20 protein-coding genes and 1 pseudogene are annotated in these 21,413 nt (G+C 36.4%); 7 read left to right on the top strand and 14 right to left on the bottom strand.

The features are described 5' to 3' along the window. Positions 1-235: 235 nt before the first annotated feature. The 3 genes and pseudogenes from BQ6100_RS01135 to BQ6100_RS01130 all read right to left on the bottom strand — a co-directional run bounded on the left by BQ6100_RS01135 (position 236) and on the right by BQ6100_RS01130 (position 3,497). On the bottom strand, positions 236-1,132 hold the full coding sequence (locus BQ6100_RS01135; protein WP_075983389.1) for a DMT family transporter: 897 nt from the start codon (positions 1,130-1,132) through the stop codon (positions 236-238). A gap of 149 nt (positions 1,133-1,281) precedes the next feature. Further along, a pseudogene (adhP, locus tag BQ6100_RS20905) lies at positions 1,282-1,404 on the bottom strand (alcohol dehydrogenase AdhP); the annotation flags it as partial. A 356-nt stretch (positions 1,405-1,760) separates the two neighbouring features. After that, on the bottom strand, positions 1,761-3,497 hold the full coding sequence (locus tag BQ6100_RS01130) for a methyl-accepting chemotaxis protein (protein WP_084780160.1): 1,737 nt from the start codon (positions 3,495-3,497) through the stop codon (positions 1,761-1,763). Between the two features lie 356 nt (positions 3,498-3,853). Between BQ6100_RS01130 and BQ6100_RS01125 the strand changes: the two genes are divergently transcribed. Next, complete coding sequence (locus BQ6100_RS01125; RefSeq protein WP_075980000.1) at positions 3,854-5,353, top strand: carboxylesterase/lipase family protein; 1,500 nt, start codon at positions 3,854-3,856, stop codon at positions 5,351-5,353. 96 nt (positions 5,354-5,449) lie between these two features. On the opposite strand, the gene BQ6100_RS01120 is transcribed toward BQ6100_RS01125, so the two are convergent. The 4 genes from BQ6100_RS01120 to BQ6100_RS01105 all read right to left on the bottom strand — a co-directional run bounded on the left by BQ6100_RS01120 (position 5,450) and on the right by BQ6100_RS01105 (position 8,337). Further along, entirely contained in the window at positions 5,450-6,259 is an 810-nt protein-coding gene (locus BQ6100_RS01120; protein ID WP_075979999.1) for an MBL fold metallo-hydrolase, read from the bottom strand. Between the two features lie 34 nt (positions 6,260-6,293). Then, a complete protein-coding gene (locus BQ6100_RS01115; protein ID WP_075979998.1) occupies positions 6,294-6,674 on the bottom strand; it encodes a hypothetical protein in 381 nt (126 codons plus the stop codon). A 370-nt stretch (positions 6,675-7,044) separates the two neighbouring features. Continuing rightward, complete coding sequence (locus tag BQ6100_RS01110) at positions 7,045-7,551, bottom strand: VOC family protein (protein ID WP_075979997.1); 507 nt, start codon at positions 7,549-7,551, stop codon at positions 7,045-7,047. A gap of 78 nt (positions 7,552-7,629) precedes the next feature. Next, positions 7,630-8,337: a DNA alkylation repair protein gene (locus BQ6100_RS01105; protein ID WP_075979996.1), complete on the bottom strand. Its 708-nt coding sequence runs from the start codon at positions 8,335-8,337 to the stop codon at positions 7,630-7,632. A gap of 283 nt (positions 8,338-8,620) precedes the next feature. Here BQ6100_RS01105 and BQ6100_RS01100 point away from each other — a divergent pair, with 283 nt between their 5' ends. After that, the gene (locus BQ6100_RS01100) at positions 8,621-8,992 is read left to right on the top strand and encodes a VOC family protein (RefSeq protein WP_075979995.1); all 372 of its coding nucleotides are present in this window, start codon (positions 8,621-8,623) and stop codon (positions 8,990-8,992) included. Between the two features lie 456 nt (positions 8,993-9,448). Here BQ6100_RS01100 and BQ6100_RS01095 read toward each other — a convergent pair whose 3' ends face one another. From BQ6100_RS01095 to BQ6100_RS01085, 3 genes are all read right to left on the bottom strand, one after another. Further along, on the bottom strand, positions 9,449-10,189 hold the full coding sequence (locus BQ6100_RS01095) for an amino acid ABC transporter ATP-binding protein (RefSeq protein WP_075979994.1): 741 nt from the start codon (positions 10,187-10,189) through the stop codon (positions 9,449-9,451). 17 nt (positions 10,190-10,206) lie between these two features. Then, positions 10,207-10,869: an amino acid ABC transporter permease gene (locus BQ6100_RS01090; RefSeq protein ID WP_075979993.1), complete on the bottom strand. Its 663-nt coding sequence runs from the start codon at positions 10,867-10,869 to the stop codon at positions 10,207-10,209. Positions 10,870-10,931: 62 nt separating this feature from the next. Continuing rightward, positions 10,932-11,741 (bottom strand): transporter substrate-binding domain-containing protein, encoded by an 810-nt coding sequence (locus BQ6100_RS01085; protein ID WP_097677892.1) that lies wholly within the window; start codon positions 11,739-11,741, stop codon positions 10,932-10,934. A 248-nt stretch (positions 11,742-11,989) separates the two neighbouring features. Between BQ6100_RS01085 and BQ6100_RS01080 the strand changes: the two genes are divergently transcribed. Together BQ6100_RS01080 and BQ6100_RS21785 are read left to right on the top strand one after the other, a co-directional pair. Beyond that, positions 11,990-12,184: a hypothetical protein gene (locus tag BQ6100_RS01080; RefSeq protein ID WP_075979992.1), complete on the top strand. Its 195-nt coding sequence runs from the start codon at positions 11,990-11,992 to the stop codon at positions 12,182-12,184. 205 nt (positions 12,185-12,389) lie between these two features. Further along, positions 12,390-12,518, top strand: coding sequence for a hypothetical protein (locus BQ6100_RS21785; RefSeq protein WP_261798566.1), 129 nt, complete (start codon positions 12,390-12,392; stop codon positions 12,516-12,518). A 435-nt stretch (positions 12,519-12,953) separates the two neighbouring features. On the opposite strand, the gene BQ6100_RS01075 is transcribed toward BQ6100_RS21785, so the two are convergent. Then, positions 12,954-14,282 carry an IS3 family transposase gene (locus BQ6100_RS01075; RefSeq protein ID WP_075979991.1) on the bottom strand — a complete coding sequence of 443 codons (1,329 nt, stop codon included), beginning with the start codon at positions 14,280-14,282 and terminating at the stop codon, positions 12,954-12,956. Positions 14,283-14,410: 128 nt separating this feature from the next. Next, positions 14,411-15,433 (bottom strand): alcohol dehydrogenase AdhP, encoded by a 1,023-nt coding sequence (gene adhP, locus BQ6100_RS01070; protein ID WP_075979990.1) that lies wholly within the window; start codon positions 15,431-15,433, stop codon positions 14,411-14,413. A gap of 308 nt (positions 15,434-15,741) precedes the next feature. Here adhP (BQ6100_RS01070) and BQ6100_RS01065 point away from each other — a divergent pair, with 308 nt between their 5' ends. The 3 genes from BQ6100_RS01065 to trhA all read left to right on the top strand — a co-directional run bounded on the left by BQ6100_RS01065 (position 15,742) and on the right by trhA (position 19,083). Further along, positions 15,742-16,656, top strand: a complete 915-nt coding sequence (locus tag BQ6100_RS01065; RefSeq protein WP_075979989.1) for an ABC transporter ATP-binding protein — start codon at positions 15,742-15,744, stop codon at positions 16,654-16,656. Then, positions 16,656-18,257 carry an ABC transporter permease gene (locus BQ6100_RS01060; protein ID WP_075979988.1) on the top strand — a complete coding sequence of 534 codons (1,602 nt, stop codon included), beginning with the start codon at positions 16,656-16,658 and terminating at the stop codon, positions 18,255-18,257. The genes BQ6100_RS01065 and BQ6100_RS01060 overlap by 1 nt, the downstream gene beginning before the upstream one ends. A 181-nt stretch (positions 18,258-18,438) precedes the next feature. Next, on the top strand, positions 18,439-19,083 hold the full coding sequence (gene trhA, locus BQ6100_RS01055) for a PAQR family membrane homeostasis protein TrhA (RefSeq protein ID WP_075979987.1): 645 nt from the start codon (positions 18,439-18,441) through the stop codon (positions 19,081-19,083). A gap of 50 nt (positions 19,084-19,133) precedes the next feature. On the opposite strand, the gene BQ6100_RS01050 is transcribed toward trhA, so the two are convergent. Both BQ6100_RS01050 and BQ6100_RS01045 read right to left on the bottom strand, forming a co-directional pair. Then, positions 19,134-20,387: an MBL fold metallo-hydrolase gene (locus BQ6100_RS01050; protein ID WP_075979986.1), complete on the bottom strand. Its 1,254-nt coding sequence runs from the start codon at positions 20,385-20,387 to the stop codon at positions 19,134-19,136. Between the two features lie 32 nt (positions 20,388-20,419). Further along, positions 20,420-21,412 (bottom strand): WG repeat-containing protein, encoded by a 993-nt coding sequence (locus tag BQ6100_RS01045; RefSeq protein ID WP_075979985.1) that lies wholly within the window; start codon positions 21,410-21,412, stop codon positions 20,420-20,422. Position 21,413: the final 1 nt, after the last annotated feature.

Here is a 21,413-nt window from a genome sequence, read left to right as displayed (position 1 = left end):
AGATATGATTGAAAATGATTGTTTTTCCATACTAGATTATGAATTATTTAAATTCTTCTCCCAAAAAGATTGCATTTCTCCATATGTCAAAAACATATTAATACAATGAGTATTTTCATAATATTATATCATTATAGTTTCCTTTGAAGTCTCAGTTCCCCATTGAACATATTGTGAATTTTTTGTCAACTTGATCCTTCGCGCCATTCAGCCCCTTTTGATTCCTTCCCTTTAATTAATGTTTTGTTTTAACCGTAGCATTTTGAAATATCAATTCTAATTTTTCACTTAAGAAAGTGGATCCAAGGATAAGTATTCCACCAATTATTTGAACAAGGGTCATGCCTTCCCTTAAAAAAATAGCTGCCATAACAACGGCAGAAATTGGATCAATATAACTTAGAATCGCAATGGTTTGCCCCTTTAACTCCTTAATAGAGGTAAAGTATAAAAAGTAGGCCATACCCGTATGTATAATACCAACAATAAGAATAAAAATAATAGAAGTACGGTCTATCCCTGCCAAATCTATTTGGTCCTTCCATAATACATATGGGAAAAGAACGATAGTAGCTACCATTAATTGTACCAAGGTCGTTTCAAAGCCAGATAAATTTTTTATAAATTTATTCATTAATATAACACTCGCATACAAGGCTGCTGCAGCTAATCCATACATAATCCCAATGCCATGCTGATAGGAGCCCCCTGAGGCTTCTCCCCCATTGTTCACCACTAACAATAGACCAACCATAGCGGCTATTATGCTACCAATCTTGACTGGAGTGAGCTTCTCTTTCAAAATGATTGGAGCCAACATCATAACGAATACCGGCGCGAAGTAATAGCTAATTGTTGCGTTCGAAATGGTTGTAAAGCGGTACGATTCAAAAAGGAAAATCCAATTAAATCCGATCGCCGCTCCCGATAACAATAATAGAATAAAGTTTTCTCTAGTTGACTGATAAGATATCTTTTGCTTTATAAGAAGGCTCGCCCCAATCAAAAATAGGCTTCCAATCGCACCTCTAAATAGTGCAACCTCACTTGATGATAAATCAATATTCTTCACAAAAATCCCAATGCTTCCAAAGATCAGCATGGTTGTGATTAACTTTATTTTCGCGTTCACCCTAATCCCCCTAACAAAACAGCGTACAAAAATTAACTTTCTTATAATAATAGCAAAAAACAGGCGAATTATTGTAATTATTTGAAATGAATCTAATTTAACCATAAAAAGAAAAAAGACCCCCATAGGAGGCCTTTTTCTTTTTATTATTAATGTTTATGCATATCAATAACCATACGGCCTTGAATTTTTCCTTCTTCCATCTCTTGGAAAATATCGTTAGCTTCATGTAGGCAACGAGTTTGTACGATTGGAACAACTTTTCCTTCTGCACNAGATGCCAAACAAGGAGATGCCAGAAACGTAGAGCAATATTACCGTTACAGCAAGAACTACAATTGTACAAATCAACTTAAGAACATCCATCATCCTATAAAACTAATCTTTGGAAAAAAGAATAAGCAATTTTATCCATATGCCAAAATCCTTCAGGAGAATTTACCTAATAATGAGATGGTTTTTATTGAAAGCGGAAGACATTGGCTACCAACAAAACAAGCGGCTGAAGTAAATGAAATAATTATTCAATTTATAAAAAGTATCAACCAATAATGTTCAAAAAGCAAAAAAGTGCCTGTCTCTCATCAAACAAAATGGATAATTGACAGGCACTTTTTAATTTTCTCTATTAAATTTTAAACTGCTTAATAATCGTTTGTAAAATTTCTGCATGGCCAGCTAATACTTGTGCTGAAGATGAAATCTCTTCCATTGAAGCAAGCTGTTCCTCTGTTGCTGATGAAACCGTATTAGAGCTATTCGCCGTTCCAACTGCAATTTCTTTCACACTAGTTATCGAGGATTCAACCTCATTCATACCAGTAGAAAGATGTTTTACTAAATGAGCCACCTCATCAATTTGAGTAACCACTTCTTGGATGGAGCCCTCAATTGTACTAAAAATCGTTCCAGCCTCTTGTACAACCCCTAAACCATTTTTTACTTTTAAAGTAGCTGTTGTAACGGTTTCCATTGTACGTTCAGTATCAGCATGAATAATATTTATAAGCTGAGAAATCTGTGCAGCAGATTGTGCTGATTGTTCTGCTAATTTTCTTACTTCATTCGCAACCACTGCAAAGCCTTTTCCCTGCTCTCCCGCTCGTGCCGCTTCGATTGCTGCATTTAAGGCCAAGAGATTTGTTTGATCCGCAATCCCTGTAATCCCCCCAGCAATATGAACAATTTCATATAAACGTTCTTTTAAACCATTGAAAGCTTCCGATAAAGAAATGACTGTTTGATTAATGGATTGCATTTGATCTGCAACTTTTTCAATCGACTGATTTCCTTGAATAGACAGTTGAGCAGTATGCTTGGAATTGGTTAATACTATTTGCGCATTATTTGAAATACTTTCAGTAGAATCGGATATCTCCTGAATTACTTGGTTGCTTTTATTTATACTCTCCACTTGGTGACGCGAACCTTCGGAGAGTTCCTGCATCGTAAACGAAATGTGCTCAATCGCATTGATATTTTCCACCGAACTTGCAATAAATTGTTCTGATGAGGAAGCTAATTGATGGGATGTCTCACTGACTGTTGTCAATATCGCACGAATGGCACGAAGCATATTATTAAATGAAGAAGTCAATTGTCCAATCTCATCCTTCGATTGATAGCTGCCTTCTACTGTAAAATCACCTTGTTCAGCTTGTCCTATTAATGTATTAAGCTGCTTAATAGGGTTAACAAAGAGTCTTGAAATCCAGTACCCCACTGTAATGGATAGAATGATAGAAATTGCAATGACAATAATTAAGTAGACACTAGTTTGATTGGCTGCCTTTTCATCAGCCACATAAATCATTTTCGCGTTTTCCTTATTTAATTGTTGGATCTCTGATAAATACTGACTATACTTTTCCCTAATAGGCTTTGCTTCCTCGTCGAAAACTCGGTAGGCCTCTTCGCTTTGGTTTGTCATAGCAAAATTGACCATCTCAGAAATAATTCCCTCAAGCATCGGAACGATCTTGTTCATCAAATCATACTTTTCTTTTATGTTTGGCTGTAAATTTATTTTATTGATTTGTTTGTATAATTTTTCATTTTCTTTTATGATAGCCTTCATTTCCTGTAAAAGTTTCGCTTTTATTTGCATATCCTTGGTGACAACTATTTCTAGTGTAATAGCATCTAGGGCTAAGCCGTTGCTCCTTACTTCAGCAAATAAATGATTAGGAATTAATTGTTCTTCATAAATCTTTTTTTCACTGTTTGAGAGTTGATGGATTGCATGTATTCCACTGTATCCCACCATGCCAAGAGCCAAAGTGGAAATTACTAAAATAACCATTAGTTTTGTGAAAATCCCAATATTATTTATATATTTCAATCTAAATTTACCTTTCTTCCTCATTTATGTATCTCCCTTATTATTTTTGCAAAATTCGTCATTTTCTTCAAATTTACCTCCCATTATAAAACATTTTTTCCAATATTTATAGTAAAAATTAAACGGTAAATAATAAAAGAAACATTACTTAAAATAGGAAAATTTAATAGAATAAACAGAATCTGTCCTTGACTCCTTCGTATTGTGCAACATGCCAACTAATATTTATGATGATGGAAACAAGATAATCAAAAACAGACGGTTGTAATTTATAAAAAGGAAATTAAAGGAAAGTACTCTCCTCATCTCGAATACATTTAAGTAGCAACAAAGACAGACTTTTATTTTGAAGAAATGCTATTTAGGGGAGGAGAATGTCGATGTCTAGCACAATTGTGGAAAGTATTTACGGAAAACTACAAGGGGAAAAAATTGATGGTGTTTTTGCTTGGAAAGGGATTCCCTATGCAAAGCCACCAGTTGGAGCTCTTCGATTTCGTGCACCAGAGCTGCCAAATTCTTGGGAAGGTGTTCGTGATGCGACCTCGTTTTCCCCAGTTGCCCCACAACCTCAAAGTGAAATCATGGAGTTCTTAGGTAATGAAACCTTGAATATGGATGAAGATTGTCTGTATTTAAACGTATGGTCTCCAGGAGCTGACGATAAAAAACGACCTGTCATGGTTTGGATTCATGGTGGTGCATTTATTTCAGGCTCTGGGTCAAGTCATTGGTATGACGGTGCATCATTTGCTGCTCAAGGGGATGTAGTGGTTGTAACAATTAATTACCGACTTGGAATACTCGGATTTTTACACCTAGGCGAAATTGGTGGTGAGGAGTACGCCAACTCCGGTAATTGTGGTATTCTTGATCAGGTTGCCGCTTTACATTGGGTGCGAGAGAATATCTCAGCATTTGGAGGAGATCCGAACAATGTAACGGTATTTGGGGAATCTGCAGGTGCTATGAGTATAGGCATATTGCTTGGCTTCCCTTTTGCCCAAGGTCTTTTCCATAAAGCAATTCTTCAGAGTGGGGCTGCAGCTAATGTCCACCCTTCAGGAAAGGCAACAAAGATTGCTAGCAAACTACTTGCAGCTTTAGATGTAGACCCAACGAATATTTCTAAGCTGGAGGAATTACCTGTTGATCAATTAGTCCAGGCCTCTACTCTCGTCCCTATGATGAGCTTAGGACCAGTGATCGATGGTGTATCTATTCCAAAAGCTCCAGAAGAGGCAATTTCAGCTGGTTCAGCAAAGGATGTATCTATATTAATTGGAACAAACAAAGATGAATACCGTATTTTCACTGCTTTTGACCCAGAATGGAAGAACGCAGATGAATCAAAGGTTACTTCACATTTTGAAAAAACATTTGGACCACTGTTGCCAATCATTTCGAGGCAATTCTCTGATGGCAAACCTCTTAACCAAGAACTCTTTAATAAACTACTAACAATAAGTATCTTTACTTCTCCTGCCCAAAGACTAGCAGAGCTACAGGTAAATCATGGGGCACCTGTTTGGATGTATCGTTTTGATTGGGAAACGCCGGTTTTTGGTGGAGCTTTAAAAGCCACTCATGCACTAGAAATTCCATTCGTATGGAACACACTTAATAAGCCAAAGACAGAAAACTTCACAGGCGCTTCCCCAGAAAGACAGCTGGTAGCGAATCAAATGCATTCGGCATGGATTAGCTTTGCTCGCAACGGGAATCCGAACACAGAGCAGAATTCTGAATGGCCAAAATATGATGTTGAAAAACGACAAACGATGATTTTCAACTTAGAGGGAGCAGTTGTTAATGATCCCAATAGTGAGGATCGAATCAAATGGAGAGAAATAACTATGTTGTTGAAATCTTCTTATTAAATTTCATAACTAAAAAAACAACTGTTCATAGTATTAGTGTTGAGCAGTTGTTTTTTGTTAACAAGTGGTTTTTATTAGTTGAACGAATAATCTTATTTATCCTAAACCTAATTCACTTTTTATTAGATTAATATTCTCATCATGACAGGCTCTCATTCCTCTTAAATAAGAATAACCTTTTATTAAATGGGAGCCATCCCCATTAGAGTGAACTGTCTTTTTTAATTCTTCAATATAATACAAGGAATCCTTTTTTCTTTTAATTATTTCTTCTTTACTGTTTGTAAAATGCCCATGACCAGGTACGAGATAATGGATTTTATGAATTTCTTGAATTCTATCTGTCTTTTTCAAGGTTTCCTCATAATTTCTAGTACTAGTATAGATAAAAGGAAATTCGACATCCGATAAGTAATCCCCAGCAATCCAAATTCCTAATGGTTCAATGATGGCAAATATCCCATCATCTGTGTGACCTTTAGCAAGGTAAAAAGTGATGGACGTTTGACCAATATCCAAAACCTGTCCATCTTCAACAACGATATCAACTTTAGGATAAGAAATGGGATAATCACGATCTATGTAGTATTTATCGTCAAAATCTTTTATTTGTTCTATAATCTGCTCTTTTTCTTTTCCTTCTGCTAAGCCTTCGCTTGCAATAACAGTAGCGTCTGGAAAAGCACCACATCCCAATACATGATCCCAATCAGAGTGAGTTAAAAGTAGATAGATTCGTTTATTTTGTTTTACTTGATCAACATGCTGTCTGATTTCTTTCACTTCTGCTGGCAGCCATGTAGGATCAATTACAATAATACAATCATCGGTTTGTACAACAGTGGAAGTAGTTTTAAATAATTGACTTTCAAAAATAGTAAAGTCATTATTTTTAAATTGAATCAATGGGTTTCCTCCTTTCTTTTTCAACAATATAAATTTATTTATTAACAGGAGTTTTAGGTGTAAGATTACCTATTTCCGATAGTCGTTTTATCTCAACCTCATCAATACCTTCAAAAGGACAATATCCATTCCAATGACCTGAATAGGGATAAGACCACGACATTGGTATGATTAATTCTTTATCCTTTGAAACCAAAAAGCACATGCGATTGGTTTCGATTCGGAAATCATCATTCATGTCTCTTGTGCCTTGTTTCCAATACTTCTTACTTTCTTCAATTTGTTCATCTGAAAGAAATGGATATACCTTCTCCTCGGCTTCTTTTGGCAAACATTCCACCCAAAAGGCATCTCCTTGAAGTTGATTTTGATTGTATGACATCCTACAGTTTGGCCAATATAATCTTATTTTCATAGAGAAACTTCTCCTTAATTTTATCTCCTTTATTGGATAAGGTATTTTGATTTAATATTGGTTCAAGTTTAGCTTAACAAATACAATAGGGATTTCCAATATTAGCCGGCGGGGAAAATATGTAGATGGCGTAGACGAAATGTTATTTGGATTCGTTATAAAGGTTTAAATGGTTGAAGGTAAAAGAGAGTGATCTTCCATTTCCTTTATGAAAGACAAAATTCATCCGAAGAACAAGGAAATTGTCTTTCATTCCCCGCATGAAAGACAATTAATGCGGGTGAAGCAAGAGAACGGTCCTTCCTAGCACATCAGAGACAAAACCGAGTTTGAAAGAATAACAAAATCCTCACCCACCCTATTTTGATTTTTAAATATCCTCAAAAGCCCTGTTGAGCTCCTCAATATTGATTTTAGTTTTCATTTGAAGTAACGTTTTCATCACTCTATCTGATTTTTTTGAGTTTGCATTACTTAACATATCATTTAGCACTGCAGGGACTATTTGCCAGGAGACACCGAACTTATCTTTTAACCAACCACATACTTGTGCTTTCTTGTCTCCGCCTTCAGAGAGTTTTTCCCAATAATAATCTATTTCTTCCTGATTCTCACAATTCACAATAAACGATATGGCCTCAGTGAATGGATAATTTGGGCCGCCATTTAATGCAACAAATTCATTCCCTTCTAATTGAAAAGCAACTGTCATTACTGCACCCTCCGAATTACCATTCGAATCGGGTTTCTCTGTTCTATATCGGATTATTCGATTTATTTTTGAATTCTTAAAGATTGATGTGTAAAATCGTGCTGCATCCTCTGCTTCATCATTGAACCATAAATTTGCTGTAATCTTTTGAAATTTACTTGTCAAAGTTTTCCCTCCATAAAAATTGACTCTACTGTGTTGGATGTTTATTTAGGTGATTCCATTGTTTTCGTGCATTGCCATTTAACACACACACGACTTTCTTTTGACTCCTACTCGATTCCTCTCTTCTACTTTCTTAATATAATCTGTAGCAAGTGGTACCTTACAAGCGGTATTCCCTACATTTACATTCACTTTTCCAATTTGCTCAGCAACAAGTTTTGCTTCCTCATTAAGCTTCGCTACATAGGTGCCCACTGAAATGACAAATCCATTCATCACATATCGTACTCGATTTCTCTCTTCATGAATGGTGTTTTTCACTTGATTCAACAAAGCTCTTATTTCCTCAAGATCTAGCTCTTCATCAGGTGTAATCGATAAATAGTTAGAATACGTACTCCATCCACAAACTGCTTCCATTTCTGCCTTAGATTGTATCCATTCCCTTGCTAATACTAGGGCATATTTGCTTTCTGCTGCTACTTGTGCGACAGTATATTCTGCTATCATATACCAGTATGCTTTCTTAGCCCAATCCTTTAAGGTCTCTTTTGAGATAATTTTTGGATTAACCGAAAGACCTGCCAAGTACATGGCATCATGGTTCCCTGAATTATATAATTGCAAGGCTAATTCATGATCCTTTTTCACATACTTAACAAGCTTTTTCAAATCTCCTATTTTCACACCAAAAAAAGGTTCTTTTACCCCATGATTCTCAAATATTTTTTTCGTTTGTTCAGAACCTAATCCTTCAAGCTTTTGCATAATTTCTTCATAATTCATAATACCCACCATCCCCTTATAAACATGTCCAATATCACAAATTTTAAAGCCTTCAACTTAAGGGAAATTCCTCTAAGTGTACAGAAACTAAGTCTAATAAACCACTTTGATAACCTTTTTTACCTTTTATAAAATACTTCTACATTAATAATCTTAACCCCTGCTTATGTTCATACTATTGGATAATATTGTATATTTCCATGTACTCAACTATACTAAATCTATGGAATGATGTACTAATATAGATTACGTTCTAGCAAACATACTAAAAGGAGGAAGACCTATGAAACTAGGAGCATTTTCTATAAGTTTAAATGTAAAAGACATTCATGTTTCCAAAATATTTTATGAAAATCTAGGATTTCAAGTATTTGGTGGAGATATTAATCAAAATTGGCTAATTATGAAAAACGCAGATTGCATCATTGGACTATTCCAAGGGATGATTGAGAATAATACTCTCACCTTTAATCCAGGCTGGAATCAAAATGCAGAAAATCTTGAATCCTTTACAGACGTTCGAGAGCTACAAAAACAGCTTAAGGAAAAAGGAATTCATATTCTTACTGAAGCAGATCCATCGGGTGTAGGACCAGCTTTTATTATGATTGAAGATCCTGATGGAAATCCTATTCTATTAGATCAACATCGTTAAATCTAAAATTTTTACTATTAAAAAAAGAGCATTTGTAAGCTACTTTTTAAATATGTTCTCGTAGTATTCTTTTATAAGGGAAGCGTTGAACATGGGCAGTGGTAAAATAAAGTTTAAAATAACACCAATGATAGTTGGCCCAATAGGAGCGGGTTAGATAGGAGCTTCAGCAGACATGGATAAAACACCCTATTATATTTTGTTACTTATAGTAGGTATTGGATGATTGTTAACTAGTATTTTTCTATCAAATATAGGAAAATCCAATAAATCAACTTAAAGCGAGCATTAAATAGGACTCTCGTAATTGAGAGTCCTTTTTTTATCACAGTTTTTGGTTGTACATTTTGGTATCTGTAAATCAAAACCGAGGTTTCAATGTATTTTCCTTACACCCCCTTTCTTTCAATTGCAGTCATACCAACTTTCAGCAAGCTCCATAAATCACCCCATTAACTAAAAAACAGAATTTAAGAACGCCCTTGTCCGTTCTTCCCTCGGATTGTTAAATAGCTCTTGAGGGTTTCCTGTTTCCACTATTTTTCCATCATCCATATACACGGCTATATCTCCAACCTCTCGAGCAAATCCTATTTCATGTGTCACTACGACCATGGTCATTCCTTCTTTAGCCAGCTCCCTCATGGTGGCTAATACCTCTCCAACAAGCTCTGGATCAAGAGCAGAGGTAGGTTCATCAAATAGCATCACAGCTGGTTTCATTGCAAGGGCGCGGGCAATGGCCACGCGTTGCTTTTGCCCACCTGATAGCTTAGCAGGATAGACGTTGAATTTGTCGCTTAGCCCAACCTTTTCGAGCAAGGCCATTCCTTCTTCTATTGCCTGCTCCTTCGGTATTTTTTTGACTTGGGTCGGTGCTTCAATGACATTTTCTAACACGGTTTTGTGAGGGAATAAGTTGAAATGCTGAAACACCATCCCGACATTTTCTCTTACATTATTCAAATTATCCTTTTTTATATCAATCTTTGACCCTTTGATAAAAATATCCCCACTGTCCTTTACTTCAAGGAAATTAAGGCAACGTAGGAGGGTACTTTTTCCTGACCCACTGGCGCCGATAAGCACAACAACCTCACTTTCATGAACAGTTAGATTGATATTTTTTAAGACATGTAAATCACCAAAGGATTTGTTTAAGTCTTTTACTTTGATCATTTCCTTTTTTTCACTCATCATAACCCTCCCTTCCTCTAATCGCTAACAGTCATTTTTTTCTCAACACGACTAACAATATAGGTGAGTAATAAAACAATGAATAAATAATAGACTGCAACGGTTAAGTAATAGCTTAGGAAATCGAAGTGGTTGGAGCCCATGGTGCTGGCAACACCGAATAAATCCTGCATTCCAATGAATGAAACAAGTGATGAGTCCTTAATCCCAATGATAAATTGGTTACCTAGGGCTGGAAGTGCTCTTCGAAAGGCTTGAGGAAATATAATTCTTCTCATGGTAAGGCCTTTTGACATCCCAAGTGACATAGCTGCTTCCCTTTGCCCCTTATCTATTGACTGGATGGCTCCTCTTATGATTTCAGCAATATATGCCCCACTGTGAAAGGCAAGTCCTGCTACACCAGCCCAAAACATTGGAATAACGAGAATATTAGTTAATCCATAGAATAAAATAAATATTTGGACCACTAAGGGAGTTCCTCTAACAAGCCATATATAAGCATCTGCAATCCAAACCAATACTTTTATGTTAGAAATCTTAAGTAAGGCAAAGAAAATTCCGATAAATAACGCAATAATTAAGGATACAATAGATATTTTAGTAGTGATCCATAACCCATTTAAAAAGAAATCAAAACTACTTATAAAAACTTGGAAAAAATGCGCCAAATCAGGCAAATGAACATCCCCCTTTATGAAAAAATGTGTGCAGCAGCTGCACACATTTTTTAGTTTTTATCTTATTCAGCTGGTTTCTTGGTGATATCCACACCGATCCATTTCTCAGAAAGCTTTGCCAATTCCCCACTATCAATCATTTCTTGTAGAGCTTTATTTACTGCATCTAATAAGGTTTTATTTTCTTTATTAACCGCGATGCCCTGTTCACTTAATCCGAGGTAACCTCGATTTTCAATTTTTAGACCGTTATCGATTGCTGTTTGTCCGGTAATATCATCTGTAATTACAGCATCATGGTGACCACTAGCCAGGGATTGCAAAGCAACCACATCGCTGTCAACCTGTGGGATATTTTTCGTATATTCCTGTGCGATGTCTAGATACGCAGTTCCCCTCGCAACTGACACTTCTTTCCCCTTTAGATTTTCTGCAGATTTGATATTGCTATCAGGCCTTGTATAAATGACTGGACCAGAGTAATAGTAAGGAGTTGTAAAATTTACCTGTTTCAATCGTTCCTCTGTGATTGTATGACTGGCAACAGCAATATCATACCTACCCTCAACCACACCAGTAACAATTCCAGAAAACGCGGCCTTTTGTGGATTCGGTTCTAAGCCTAATTTTTTAGCAATTGCTTCTCCAACTGCAATATCAAATCCAACCATCTTACTCCCTTCCATGTAGCTAAACGGTTTAAATTCTCCTGATGCTGCAAAAGTCAATTTTCCATCTTCAATTAATCCATATTCATTTTTTTCTTCTGAGCTTTGTTTCGGCTCATCATTTTTTGCTTTCTCGTTGGAACTACATGCTGTGAAAATAACAAGCATCAAAGCGGAAAATAGCAGAATACTTATTTTTCTCACTTCGTAACCTCCCCCTTATTAGACTAAAAGAATTTGACCGTACATGCTGTTGATATATTTATATTTTAAAAGGTGGAATTTATTACTTTATTTGCAACAATCCAAGAATGGGTTTACAAAATCATCTTTTATTAAATGAATGTTTAAGGAAACTGAAACTTTCGATGATCCTTCATAATTGCTTTGGTTGAATAATAATAAATTGGCGTATAATGTAGACAACTCATGACAACAAGGTGGTGCTTTTTTTGATTATCCAAGAGAATATGCCAGTTAATGGAATTTTATTAGCATGGCCCTCAACAAGAGGAGTTTTTAAAAAGTATGGAATTTGCTGTAATACAAATAAAAACTTGAATTTAGTCGTCCCAAAGGATCGCATCGAGAAAATAATGGATGAACTGAACAACACGATTGGTCGTTCTATTTCATCATTGAATTAATATGATTTGTGTCATTGATAGGTGATAAGCGTTCATTTATTTGAGCGCTTTTTTATTTGCCTTCATTCTTAGCACAATTTCTCAATAAAATTATATAAAAGTAATATAAAAGGGTATTCAATATAAAAATAGTGAATATAATAAAGTAAGCGCTTTCAATTTTATAATATTTATAGTAAGATAATATTAAAGGGGGGAATGTATAATGAGTATCCAAAAACAAAGGGAAGCATTATTTAAGCGTGAAATCATAATGATTCAATTTAACGAAAGACAGCAAGCATTGTACTCTTCCAAACAGTCACAGGAAAGTAAGAAAAAAGACAAGAAATAACATTAAAACGCCCGAAAATTTTTTAACACGTTAGATTTTATATAGCGGAAAAAAGAATGGATAGATGAACAGGTTTACAGACCTGCATTCATCTATCCTTTTTTCACATCTGATTATTTGATCTACTATACATCTGCATAATACTTGGAAAAATAAAAAATTCCGTATCGCTTCACCAGAAAAGTCCCTAGCTTTGTTTGGGTAGCTGATTCAAATGGAGGTTCAGATAATTCATATAACTGTGCATTGTCGCTTATATGACTTTCACTTTCTATTTTTTTAAACTCAGTTTCAAATGCAAGGATTGGATGACCACTTAATACTAAATGTGTTCTTAATGAAGATGCTGGAGAAATGTGAAAGACGATAAAAATAAATAAAAATGTAAGGAAAACTAAACTGGCACCTATGTCAAGGACACAATAAAAAAAGAGATTAAGCTGCTAAAAGATGATTCCTATATTGAATAGGGGTCATCTTTTTTAAGTTCCACTGATATCGATAATTGTTATAGTAAACCATATAGTGATTTATTTTCGCCTTTAATTCTTTCAATGTTCTAGCTGATTGGTAATCTACTTCATCTTTTAGATGACCAAAGAAAGACTCCTGTGGGGCATTATCCCAACAGTTTCCTCTCCGAGACATAGATTGGCCTAAGCCATATTTTTTTAGTAACCTTTGATATCTTGGGCTCGTGAAATGGCTTCCTTGGTCCGAGTGGATAAAGGCATCTTTATGTAGAGTAACTTTCTTGTTGTTGACTAATTTAAGGATCGTCCGAATTGCTATATCTAAAGTAATCCGGTCTGAAACATGATAAGCTAGGATTTCATTAGTGGAAGCATCTTTTACAGTTGACAAATATGCCATACAATTCCCGTTATATGGCAAATACGTAATATCCGTTAATAACACTTTTCCAGGAACTCCTTGCTTAAATTCTCTGTTTAACTTGTTTGGAACGACTTGATGCTCTTTTGTTGCTTTAGCGATTTTTTTATAAGGATTTGGCCTTCTATGAGGGCAGACAATTCCATACTTATTCATGATTCTTTGAATCTTTTTTCGACTAAAGATAATGTTATAGTCATTCTCCAGTGTCATTTTAATGGAACGCGATCCTTTCTTATATCCCCGTCGATTAAATGCTTTTAGTATTATTTCTTTCGCTTCTAAATCCATTTTCTCTCTTGCTTCTCGGATATCAAAAGCCTTTAGGTAACTATAGTACCCTGAACGAGAAACTCCTAAAAGATCACAAAAGTACTTTGTCATTCGCTTAAATTGATTTTGTTCAATGGTCTTATAAATAAGCTGATACACTTTACTCAGATATAGATTTTCGCTTGCGTTTAGTAGCCTCCTTTCTGTCGTGTCTAGCTTTTTTAATAGCTCTACCTGTCCCTCCAGTAGCTTAATCCTTGCTTCTTGCCTTTCAATCACTTCGGAAGGTGTAAGTTCACGTTTTAATGGTCTGCCAGAAGCCGATTTCCTCGAATCTGTAAGCCCAATTAATCCATTCTTTTCATAGGCTTTTTTCCACCTATAGGCTGATTGTTCCATTCGCTTTATTCCGATCACGTCCACATCGAAGCCGCTCTCTTTAAAAATTGTTCGAGGAAGTTTACCAGCAAGATACTCCTCCATAAATCTACCTTTAAAGGAATCAGTATATGTAATAGCTCGCTCGCTAACACGCAGTACATTTGGATTTTTTTGAAGTGTTTTTATCTCTTTAGATGAAAATATTATTTTACTCATAAATAATGTCCCTTTTCCTCATTGTCTTGAAATTCAAGTATATAAAAAAATACCTGTAGATAAAACACTCTTTTTCAAGTGTCCTAACTACAGGTACCATTTTATAGGAGGCCTTTTTCTTTTTATTATTAATGTTTATGCATATCAATAACCATACGGCCTTGAATTTTTCCTTCTTCCATCTCTTGGAAAATATCGTTAGCTTCATGTAGGCAACGAGTTTGTACGATTGGAACAACTTTTCCTTCTGCACCAAATTGGAATGCTTCTTCTAGATCTTTACGAGTTCCAACAAGAGAACCAACAACTTGAACCCCATCAAGAACTGTTTTCACAATTTCAAGATCCATAGTTTCTGGTGGTAATCCAACTGCAACTACTTTACCCATTGCACGAACAGAGTTTACTGCTTGGTTAAATGCCACTTTAGATACAGCAGTTACAACAGCAGAATGTGCTCCGCCAACTTGCTCTTGAATCCATTTTCCTGCATCTCCATCAGTAAGAGGGTTAACAGTAAGATCTGCCCCAATTTCTTTAGCTAATGCTAATTTGTCGTCGCTAATGTCAATAGCAATAACTTTTGCATTAAATACGTTTTTAGCATATTGAATAGCTAGGTTTCCTAATCCACCACAGCCATAGATAGCAATCCATTGACCAGGCTTGATATCAGCAACTTTAATAGCTTTATAGCAAGTTACTCCAGCACAAGTAATACTACTTGCTTGAGCAGGATCTAGTCCTTCTGGAACTTTAACTGCATAGTCAGCTGTAACAATACATTGTTCAGCCATAGCGCCATCAACAGTGAATCCAGCATTTTTAACGTTGCGGCAGAAAGTTTCATTTCCAGTTAAACAATATTCACAAGTTCCACAGCCTTCGAAGAACCAAGCAACACTTACGCGATCTCCAACTTTGATACTAGTTACATCTGGTGCTACTTCTTTTACAATACCGACACCTTCATGTCCAGGAATACGGCCAGGTACTGCTCCAAAGTCACCTTTTGCAACGTGCAAGTCAGTGTGGCAAACACCACAATACTCAATATCAACTAAAGCTTCACCAGCTTTTAATGGGCGAAGTTCTTTTTCAATAATGTCTAATTTACCAGGTTGTGTTGAACTAACAACTGCAGCTTTCATATGAAAATCCTCCTCTAATGATGCTTAATTGTGAACCTTTTCACAAAACTGATTATATAATCACTAGACCTGTAGTGCAATCGTTTTTCTAAACAATTCACAATTCCATCATTTGGTTGCGACAATTTGTTCACAAATTCTACTAATAACTGTGGTTATATATGTTATAAAGGGTTATCAACCACAAACACTCAACCATTCTCAGGAAAAAATGGTCGGAGGTTGATATGGATTTTCTATCAAAGGAATTTAAAGAGTATCAATCTATTCTTGAAAGAAGTTTCTATAGATAGGAGGAAAGTAACAACATGAGCATATTAGAAGTAAAAAGATTAACCAAGAAATTCGGAAAATTCACTGCCTTAGAGAACATTCATTTAACTGTAAACAAGGGTGAAATTTATGGATTTATTGGTCCTAATGGTGCCGGGAAATCAACAACCATTCGCGTGCTGCTTGGAATGCTTAAGCCAACTGAAGGGGAAGTAAAAATATTTGGTATGGATGCATGGAAGGATGCCGTAGACATACATAAACGGGTCGCTTATGTCCCTGGGGATGCAAACCTTTGGCCTAATTTAACAGGTGGCGAGGTTATTGATCTTTTCTTAAAAATGAAAGGCAATGAAAACATCGGAAAAAGGAAAGTATTGATAGAAAGATTTGGTTTAGATCCTACCAAAAAGTGCCGGACCTATTCTAAAGGGAATCGCCAAAAAATCGCCTTAATCGCTGCCTTTGCGTCTGATGCAGACCTATATATTTTAGACGAACCAACTTCAGGATTAGACCCGCTAATGGAAAGACTCTTTCAGGAATGTGTTATGGAGGTCAAAGCGGCCGGTAAAAGTGTACTCTTATCCAGTCATATTTTATCAGAGGTTGAGAAACTATGTGACAAGGTGGCAATCATTCGCCAGGGGAAAATTATAGAGACAGGAACATTGAGTGAATTGCGCCATTTGACTCGTTCAAACTTAGTGCTTCAAACGAAGGAATCTATTCCAAACTTACATGAAATGAAAGGTGTTTATAATCTCTTAAGCAAGGATTCCGAGCTATCCTTCCAAGTCGACACTGAAGAAATAGATTCAGTGATTCGTTATATTAGCCAATTTGGCATTATCAAATTGGAAAGTGCCCCGCCAACGTTAGAGGATTTGTTCATGCGACATTATGAAGGAATAAAGCCAGCTCATCCAGAAGCTGGGGGTGAGTTGTAATGGGTTCTCGTTTGTTTATAGGAACAGGAAAAATATCCAAGCTTCTCTTTCGACATGAACGGTTTAAGATTTTGGTTTGGTTATTTGGTATTATTGCTGTCACCTTAGCTGCTGCTTCATCCTATCCAAATGTTTATCAAACAAACGAAGACCGTTTAGGCTTTGCTGTTACTATGGAAAATCCTGCGATGGTTGCCATGCTTGGTCCTGGAAAGGATGTTGAAGACTATACCATTGGCGGAATGTTCTCACATGAGATGCTGCTATTCACAGTTATTGCTGTGGCTATTATGAATATTTTACTAGTTGGGCGATGCACTCGAGCAGATGAGGAAGATGGAAGGCTAGAAATGATCCGTTCACTACCAGTAGGACGCCTTTCCTATTTAGCCGCTTCCATAATCGTCATTTTAACTACAAATGTGCTATTAATATTGATTACTGGATGTGGCTTGGTCACTTTAGGAGTGGAAGGTATCGATTGGGAAGGCTCCCTTTTATATGGATCCATATTAGGAGGAACAGGATTAGTGTTTGCCTGTCTAACAGCAGTATTTGCACAACTTGCAGAAACCTCTAGAGGAACAACTATGATTTCTTTATCCCTATTAATTGCTTTCTATCTTGTTCGTGCTATTGGTGATGTAAGTAGTGATGCTCTTTCATTATTATCTCCCCTAGGTTGGGCTGTGAGATCGGATGTTTTTTTATCTAATAAATGGTGGCCAGTACTATTATCAATAACTATATGCATGATTTTGGTTTGTTCGGCCTTTTACTTGAGTTCCATTCGTGATATTGATTCTGGGTTTATCCCAGCAAGAAAAGGGAACAAACATGCATCCGGCTTATTACAAAATCCAATTGGTCTTACCTTAAGGCTGCAGAGAACCAATATTGTTTCTTGGGCGATAGGACTTTTCCTTTTAAGTGTTTCCTTTGGGTCTGTGCTTGGAGATTTAGAAACATATTTTTCTGATATGGATTTTATACAGGCCTTTCTGGAGGATCCAAATTCCTCTATGACTGATCAATTTATCACGTTATTAATGGGAATCATGTCACTAATAAGCACCATTCCTGCCATGATGACGGTGTTAAGACTAAAGGGAGAAGAGAATAAAGGCTATACAGAAAATTTTTTTAGCCGCTCTGTTTCACGTACTCGCTTAATGGGTGGTTATCTTCTTATAGCCATTGCTGTAAGCTTCTTCATGCAATGTCTTGTGGCTCTCGGGCTTTGGTCTGTTGGTTCCAGTGTAATGAAAGAAGGATTATCCTTTAGCACTACTTTCGGTTCAGCGTTAGTATATTTACCTGCCATGTGGATCTTGATCGGAATAGTTATCCTATTAATCGGGATTTTTCCTAAAGCAACTGGTTTAAGTTGGTTGTATTTAACCTTTTGTTTTATTGTCATATATCTTGGTGGATTACTTGATTTTCCTGAATGGGTCAATCAGCTATCTGTTTTTGAGCATGTTCCGAAGATACAAACAGAAGACGTAGAATTAGTCCCAATCATGACTTTAATCGTAAGCTCTACCATCATTACATTTGTTGGCTTTATTGGTTACAATAAACGGGATATGGCTGGATAAAAGTAATTGAAAAAGGAGCTACAATCTCCTGAGAGAGGTTAGTTAGCTTCTTTTTCTTATTTTTTATTTAATTATAGAAAACACATGATATTCGTCAGTTGTGCGTCGCAATTGAAAGTGGTATTTTGAATATATTCTTTTTTTATGATTGAAAAGCCTATACGTGAAAGGAGTACTGAAATTGGCAACGACCCATCTATTCTCTAAACAAGAAGAAATCGCAAACAGTATTACTCACGGAATTGGGATGGCTTTAAGCATTGCTGCTTTGGTAATCTTAATTGTGTTTTCATCCCTATACGGAACGGCATGGCATGTGGTGAGCTTCACCATCTTTGGCGTAACCATGGTCATCCTTTATACTTCCTCTACCATGCTTCATAGTCTTCCAGCAGGGAAAGCAAAGGATGTTTTCGAAATTCTTGACCATTCCTCTATTTACTTTTTCATAGCTGGTACCTACACTCCTTTCTCACTAGTTACTATCAAAGGAGCTTTAGGCTGGACGCTCTTCGGGATAATTTGGGGACTGGCAATTGCAGGGACAGTTTTTAAATGCTTTTTTGTGAAAAAGTATCTTTTTACCTCCACAATCCTTTATGTTGTCATGGGATGGCTTATTGTGATTGCTTGGAAGCCATTATTGGAAAACCTGTCCTTTGAAGGATTGATTTTTTTAGTTATTGGCGGGGTTTTATATACCATTGGAGCCATCTTCTATGTTTGGCCAGCATTTAAATACCATCATGCTGTTTGGCATCTCTTTGTCATGGCTGGTAGTGCCGCACACTTTTTTTGTGTTCTCCTATATTTGTTACCTATGTAATGGGAGAGAGCTTAAGGTCTCTCGTCCCATTCTAGGTTCGAAAAACGGTTCTATATTCTAATTACTTCCCCATCCTTTGCAAGATATGTATCCTTATATTCTTCTGAAAACTGGCCAGGTTTTTCTGTGTGAATAGGGATTAGCTTTTTTGGCTCGCTTCTTTGAATTATACTCTTTATTGTCTTAACACTTGCATGCCCACTTGTGTGAAGATCGATGATTTCCATTTCCCTCTGCTTCATATCCTTCAACAGGCTTTTCATCTGGTTGTCTTTTTTATAACCTCTCCACATGGAATAAATAACTCCTGCATTCTGTAAATTCCTAATATGCTGAAGGTCAGAATGCATGGAGCCTCTAATAATCATGCAATAATCATTTCGCTCTCCTAGCTCTTTTCTTGATATTAAGTGGTGACTAAACCTTTTCAGCAAAGATTCTCCATCAAGCCTATTAAACATTCTTTTTGTTAGGTTGAAGGGATAAAACACCCGAATATCATGAAACTGACCTGGCTTTGGGATGCTGCTTCCCAATTGGGATAAAATATGTGCGGTGAAGATATCGATGACAAAAATACGACCACTCTTTTTGGCGGCTTTATACATCCCAACCAATCGATCAATATTCGTTGAAGATTGGACAACGAAGATCGGGGTATTTCTCCTTTTCATAAAATGATATGCCTGATCTTCAATCCAGTTTTCAGTTTCGACCCTTTCTCCCAGCCTACTCATCATAGTTCCTTCAACTAATAATGCGTCAATCCCTTTAGGAATATGACTGGTGAAATAATTCGTTGCCAGTTTTTTTCTTCCATGGTCTCTAAAATCACCTGTATAGACAATACATTTACCATCTGCCTTAATAATAAATGCATAGGCATCAAACCCAGAATGGTCAACCAAATAAGGAGTAATCCAAATATCCCCCATTTTTATTTCCTTTCCACTCACTAACAAATTCGCAGGGTTTATGATAGACTGGCCACCCGTAAACCTTGCTGTCATATTAACGATATTCAAAGCCTGTTCCCCAATAAAAATAGGGATAGACGGATGGACCTCCTCGATTAGACCTATATGGTCCCAATGTCCATGGGATACAAAAATTGCATCAACGGACTTTTTATCATCCTTATATAAGCCTTCAATGATAGGAGGTTCTGTTTTTATCACATGAGTCCCATCTTCTATTGAAGGCAGCATTTGACCGATATCAAAAATAATTCTTGTTCTTTCCGTCGACAACTCAACACAACTTCCTCCGATATGCTGGGTTCCTCGATGGATGATCAGTTTCATAGGAGATTCCCTCTTCTCTGGCTTTTATAGTATTATCCTTCGTCAGATTCTTCTTTATAAAGGCTGTCTATTAAAGCAATGGCATCCTTTTTATAAAGTGTTATGTCTTCTATTAATCTCCCATCCTCACAAAGCACACCATATCTCCTATTCCTTTTGAGTAAGTAATATTTTTTGGAAAGTGATGTAGCCATGATTCCTTGATTCCTTGACTTAACCCTCCATTTATTGTGATATAGGATAGGCTTTTCATCCAAACTTGGCTCGAGGATTTGCTGACCATTTTCATCAAAAACCGACCATTTAACTGAGCAATCACAGGTTGATTCACCTTTTATTTGAACAGTATCAAATACTGGCTTCTGCGTAATCTCCTGCCCTTCACACCGTTCTTTGGATGCACAAAATAATAAACGGTTCTCATGGTTTTCCTCTAAACTATCCCATTCCACAGGAATAATACTTCTATTTTGAACATCTAAAAGGCCCCACTTTTTATCCCGAGAAGCCTTAACGCATCTATGGGAATAAAGGTAAAATAATTCATCATACTCAAATGGAATACAGATATGATTATCAGAATCTACTAATCCCCAATGCCCATTTTGAAAAACCTTAAAACATTGATGATATGGGATATCTACGGCATCATCGTACTCCATTGGAATAACAAGCCTACCTTTGGCATCGATATAACCATGCTTTCCACCGCTATAATTGATATCTCCTCGATTCATTGACTCCACTTGTATATGTAATGCCACATGTGCATATCCATGATAGAAGGGGCCAGCGTAATCCCATACAGGTTCTATTATTATTTTTCCCGAATAAATATCCGCAAATCCCCATTTTCCTTCTACCTCAAATTGAATTAGGCCTTCTTCACATTCTTCTATGGCCATAAACATCTCTTCTGGATTACGGAGCTGGCCATCCTCCCCTTGGAGGTATACCCTATTATTTTTAATGACACCATTAGCAGATTCATATACTCCCGTATGATATAGCGTGCATAACTGCATC

The organism is Bacillus massilinigeriensis, assembly GCF_900117315.1.
GTDB lineage: Bacteria > Bacillota > Bacilli > Bacillales > Cytobacillaceae > Bacillus_BE > Bacillus_BE massilionigeriensis.
This window is presented reverse-complemented; position numbering and strand designations above follow the sequence as displayed.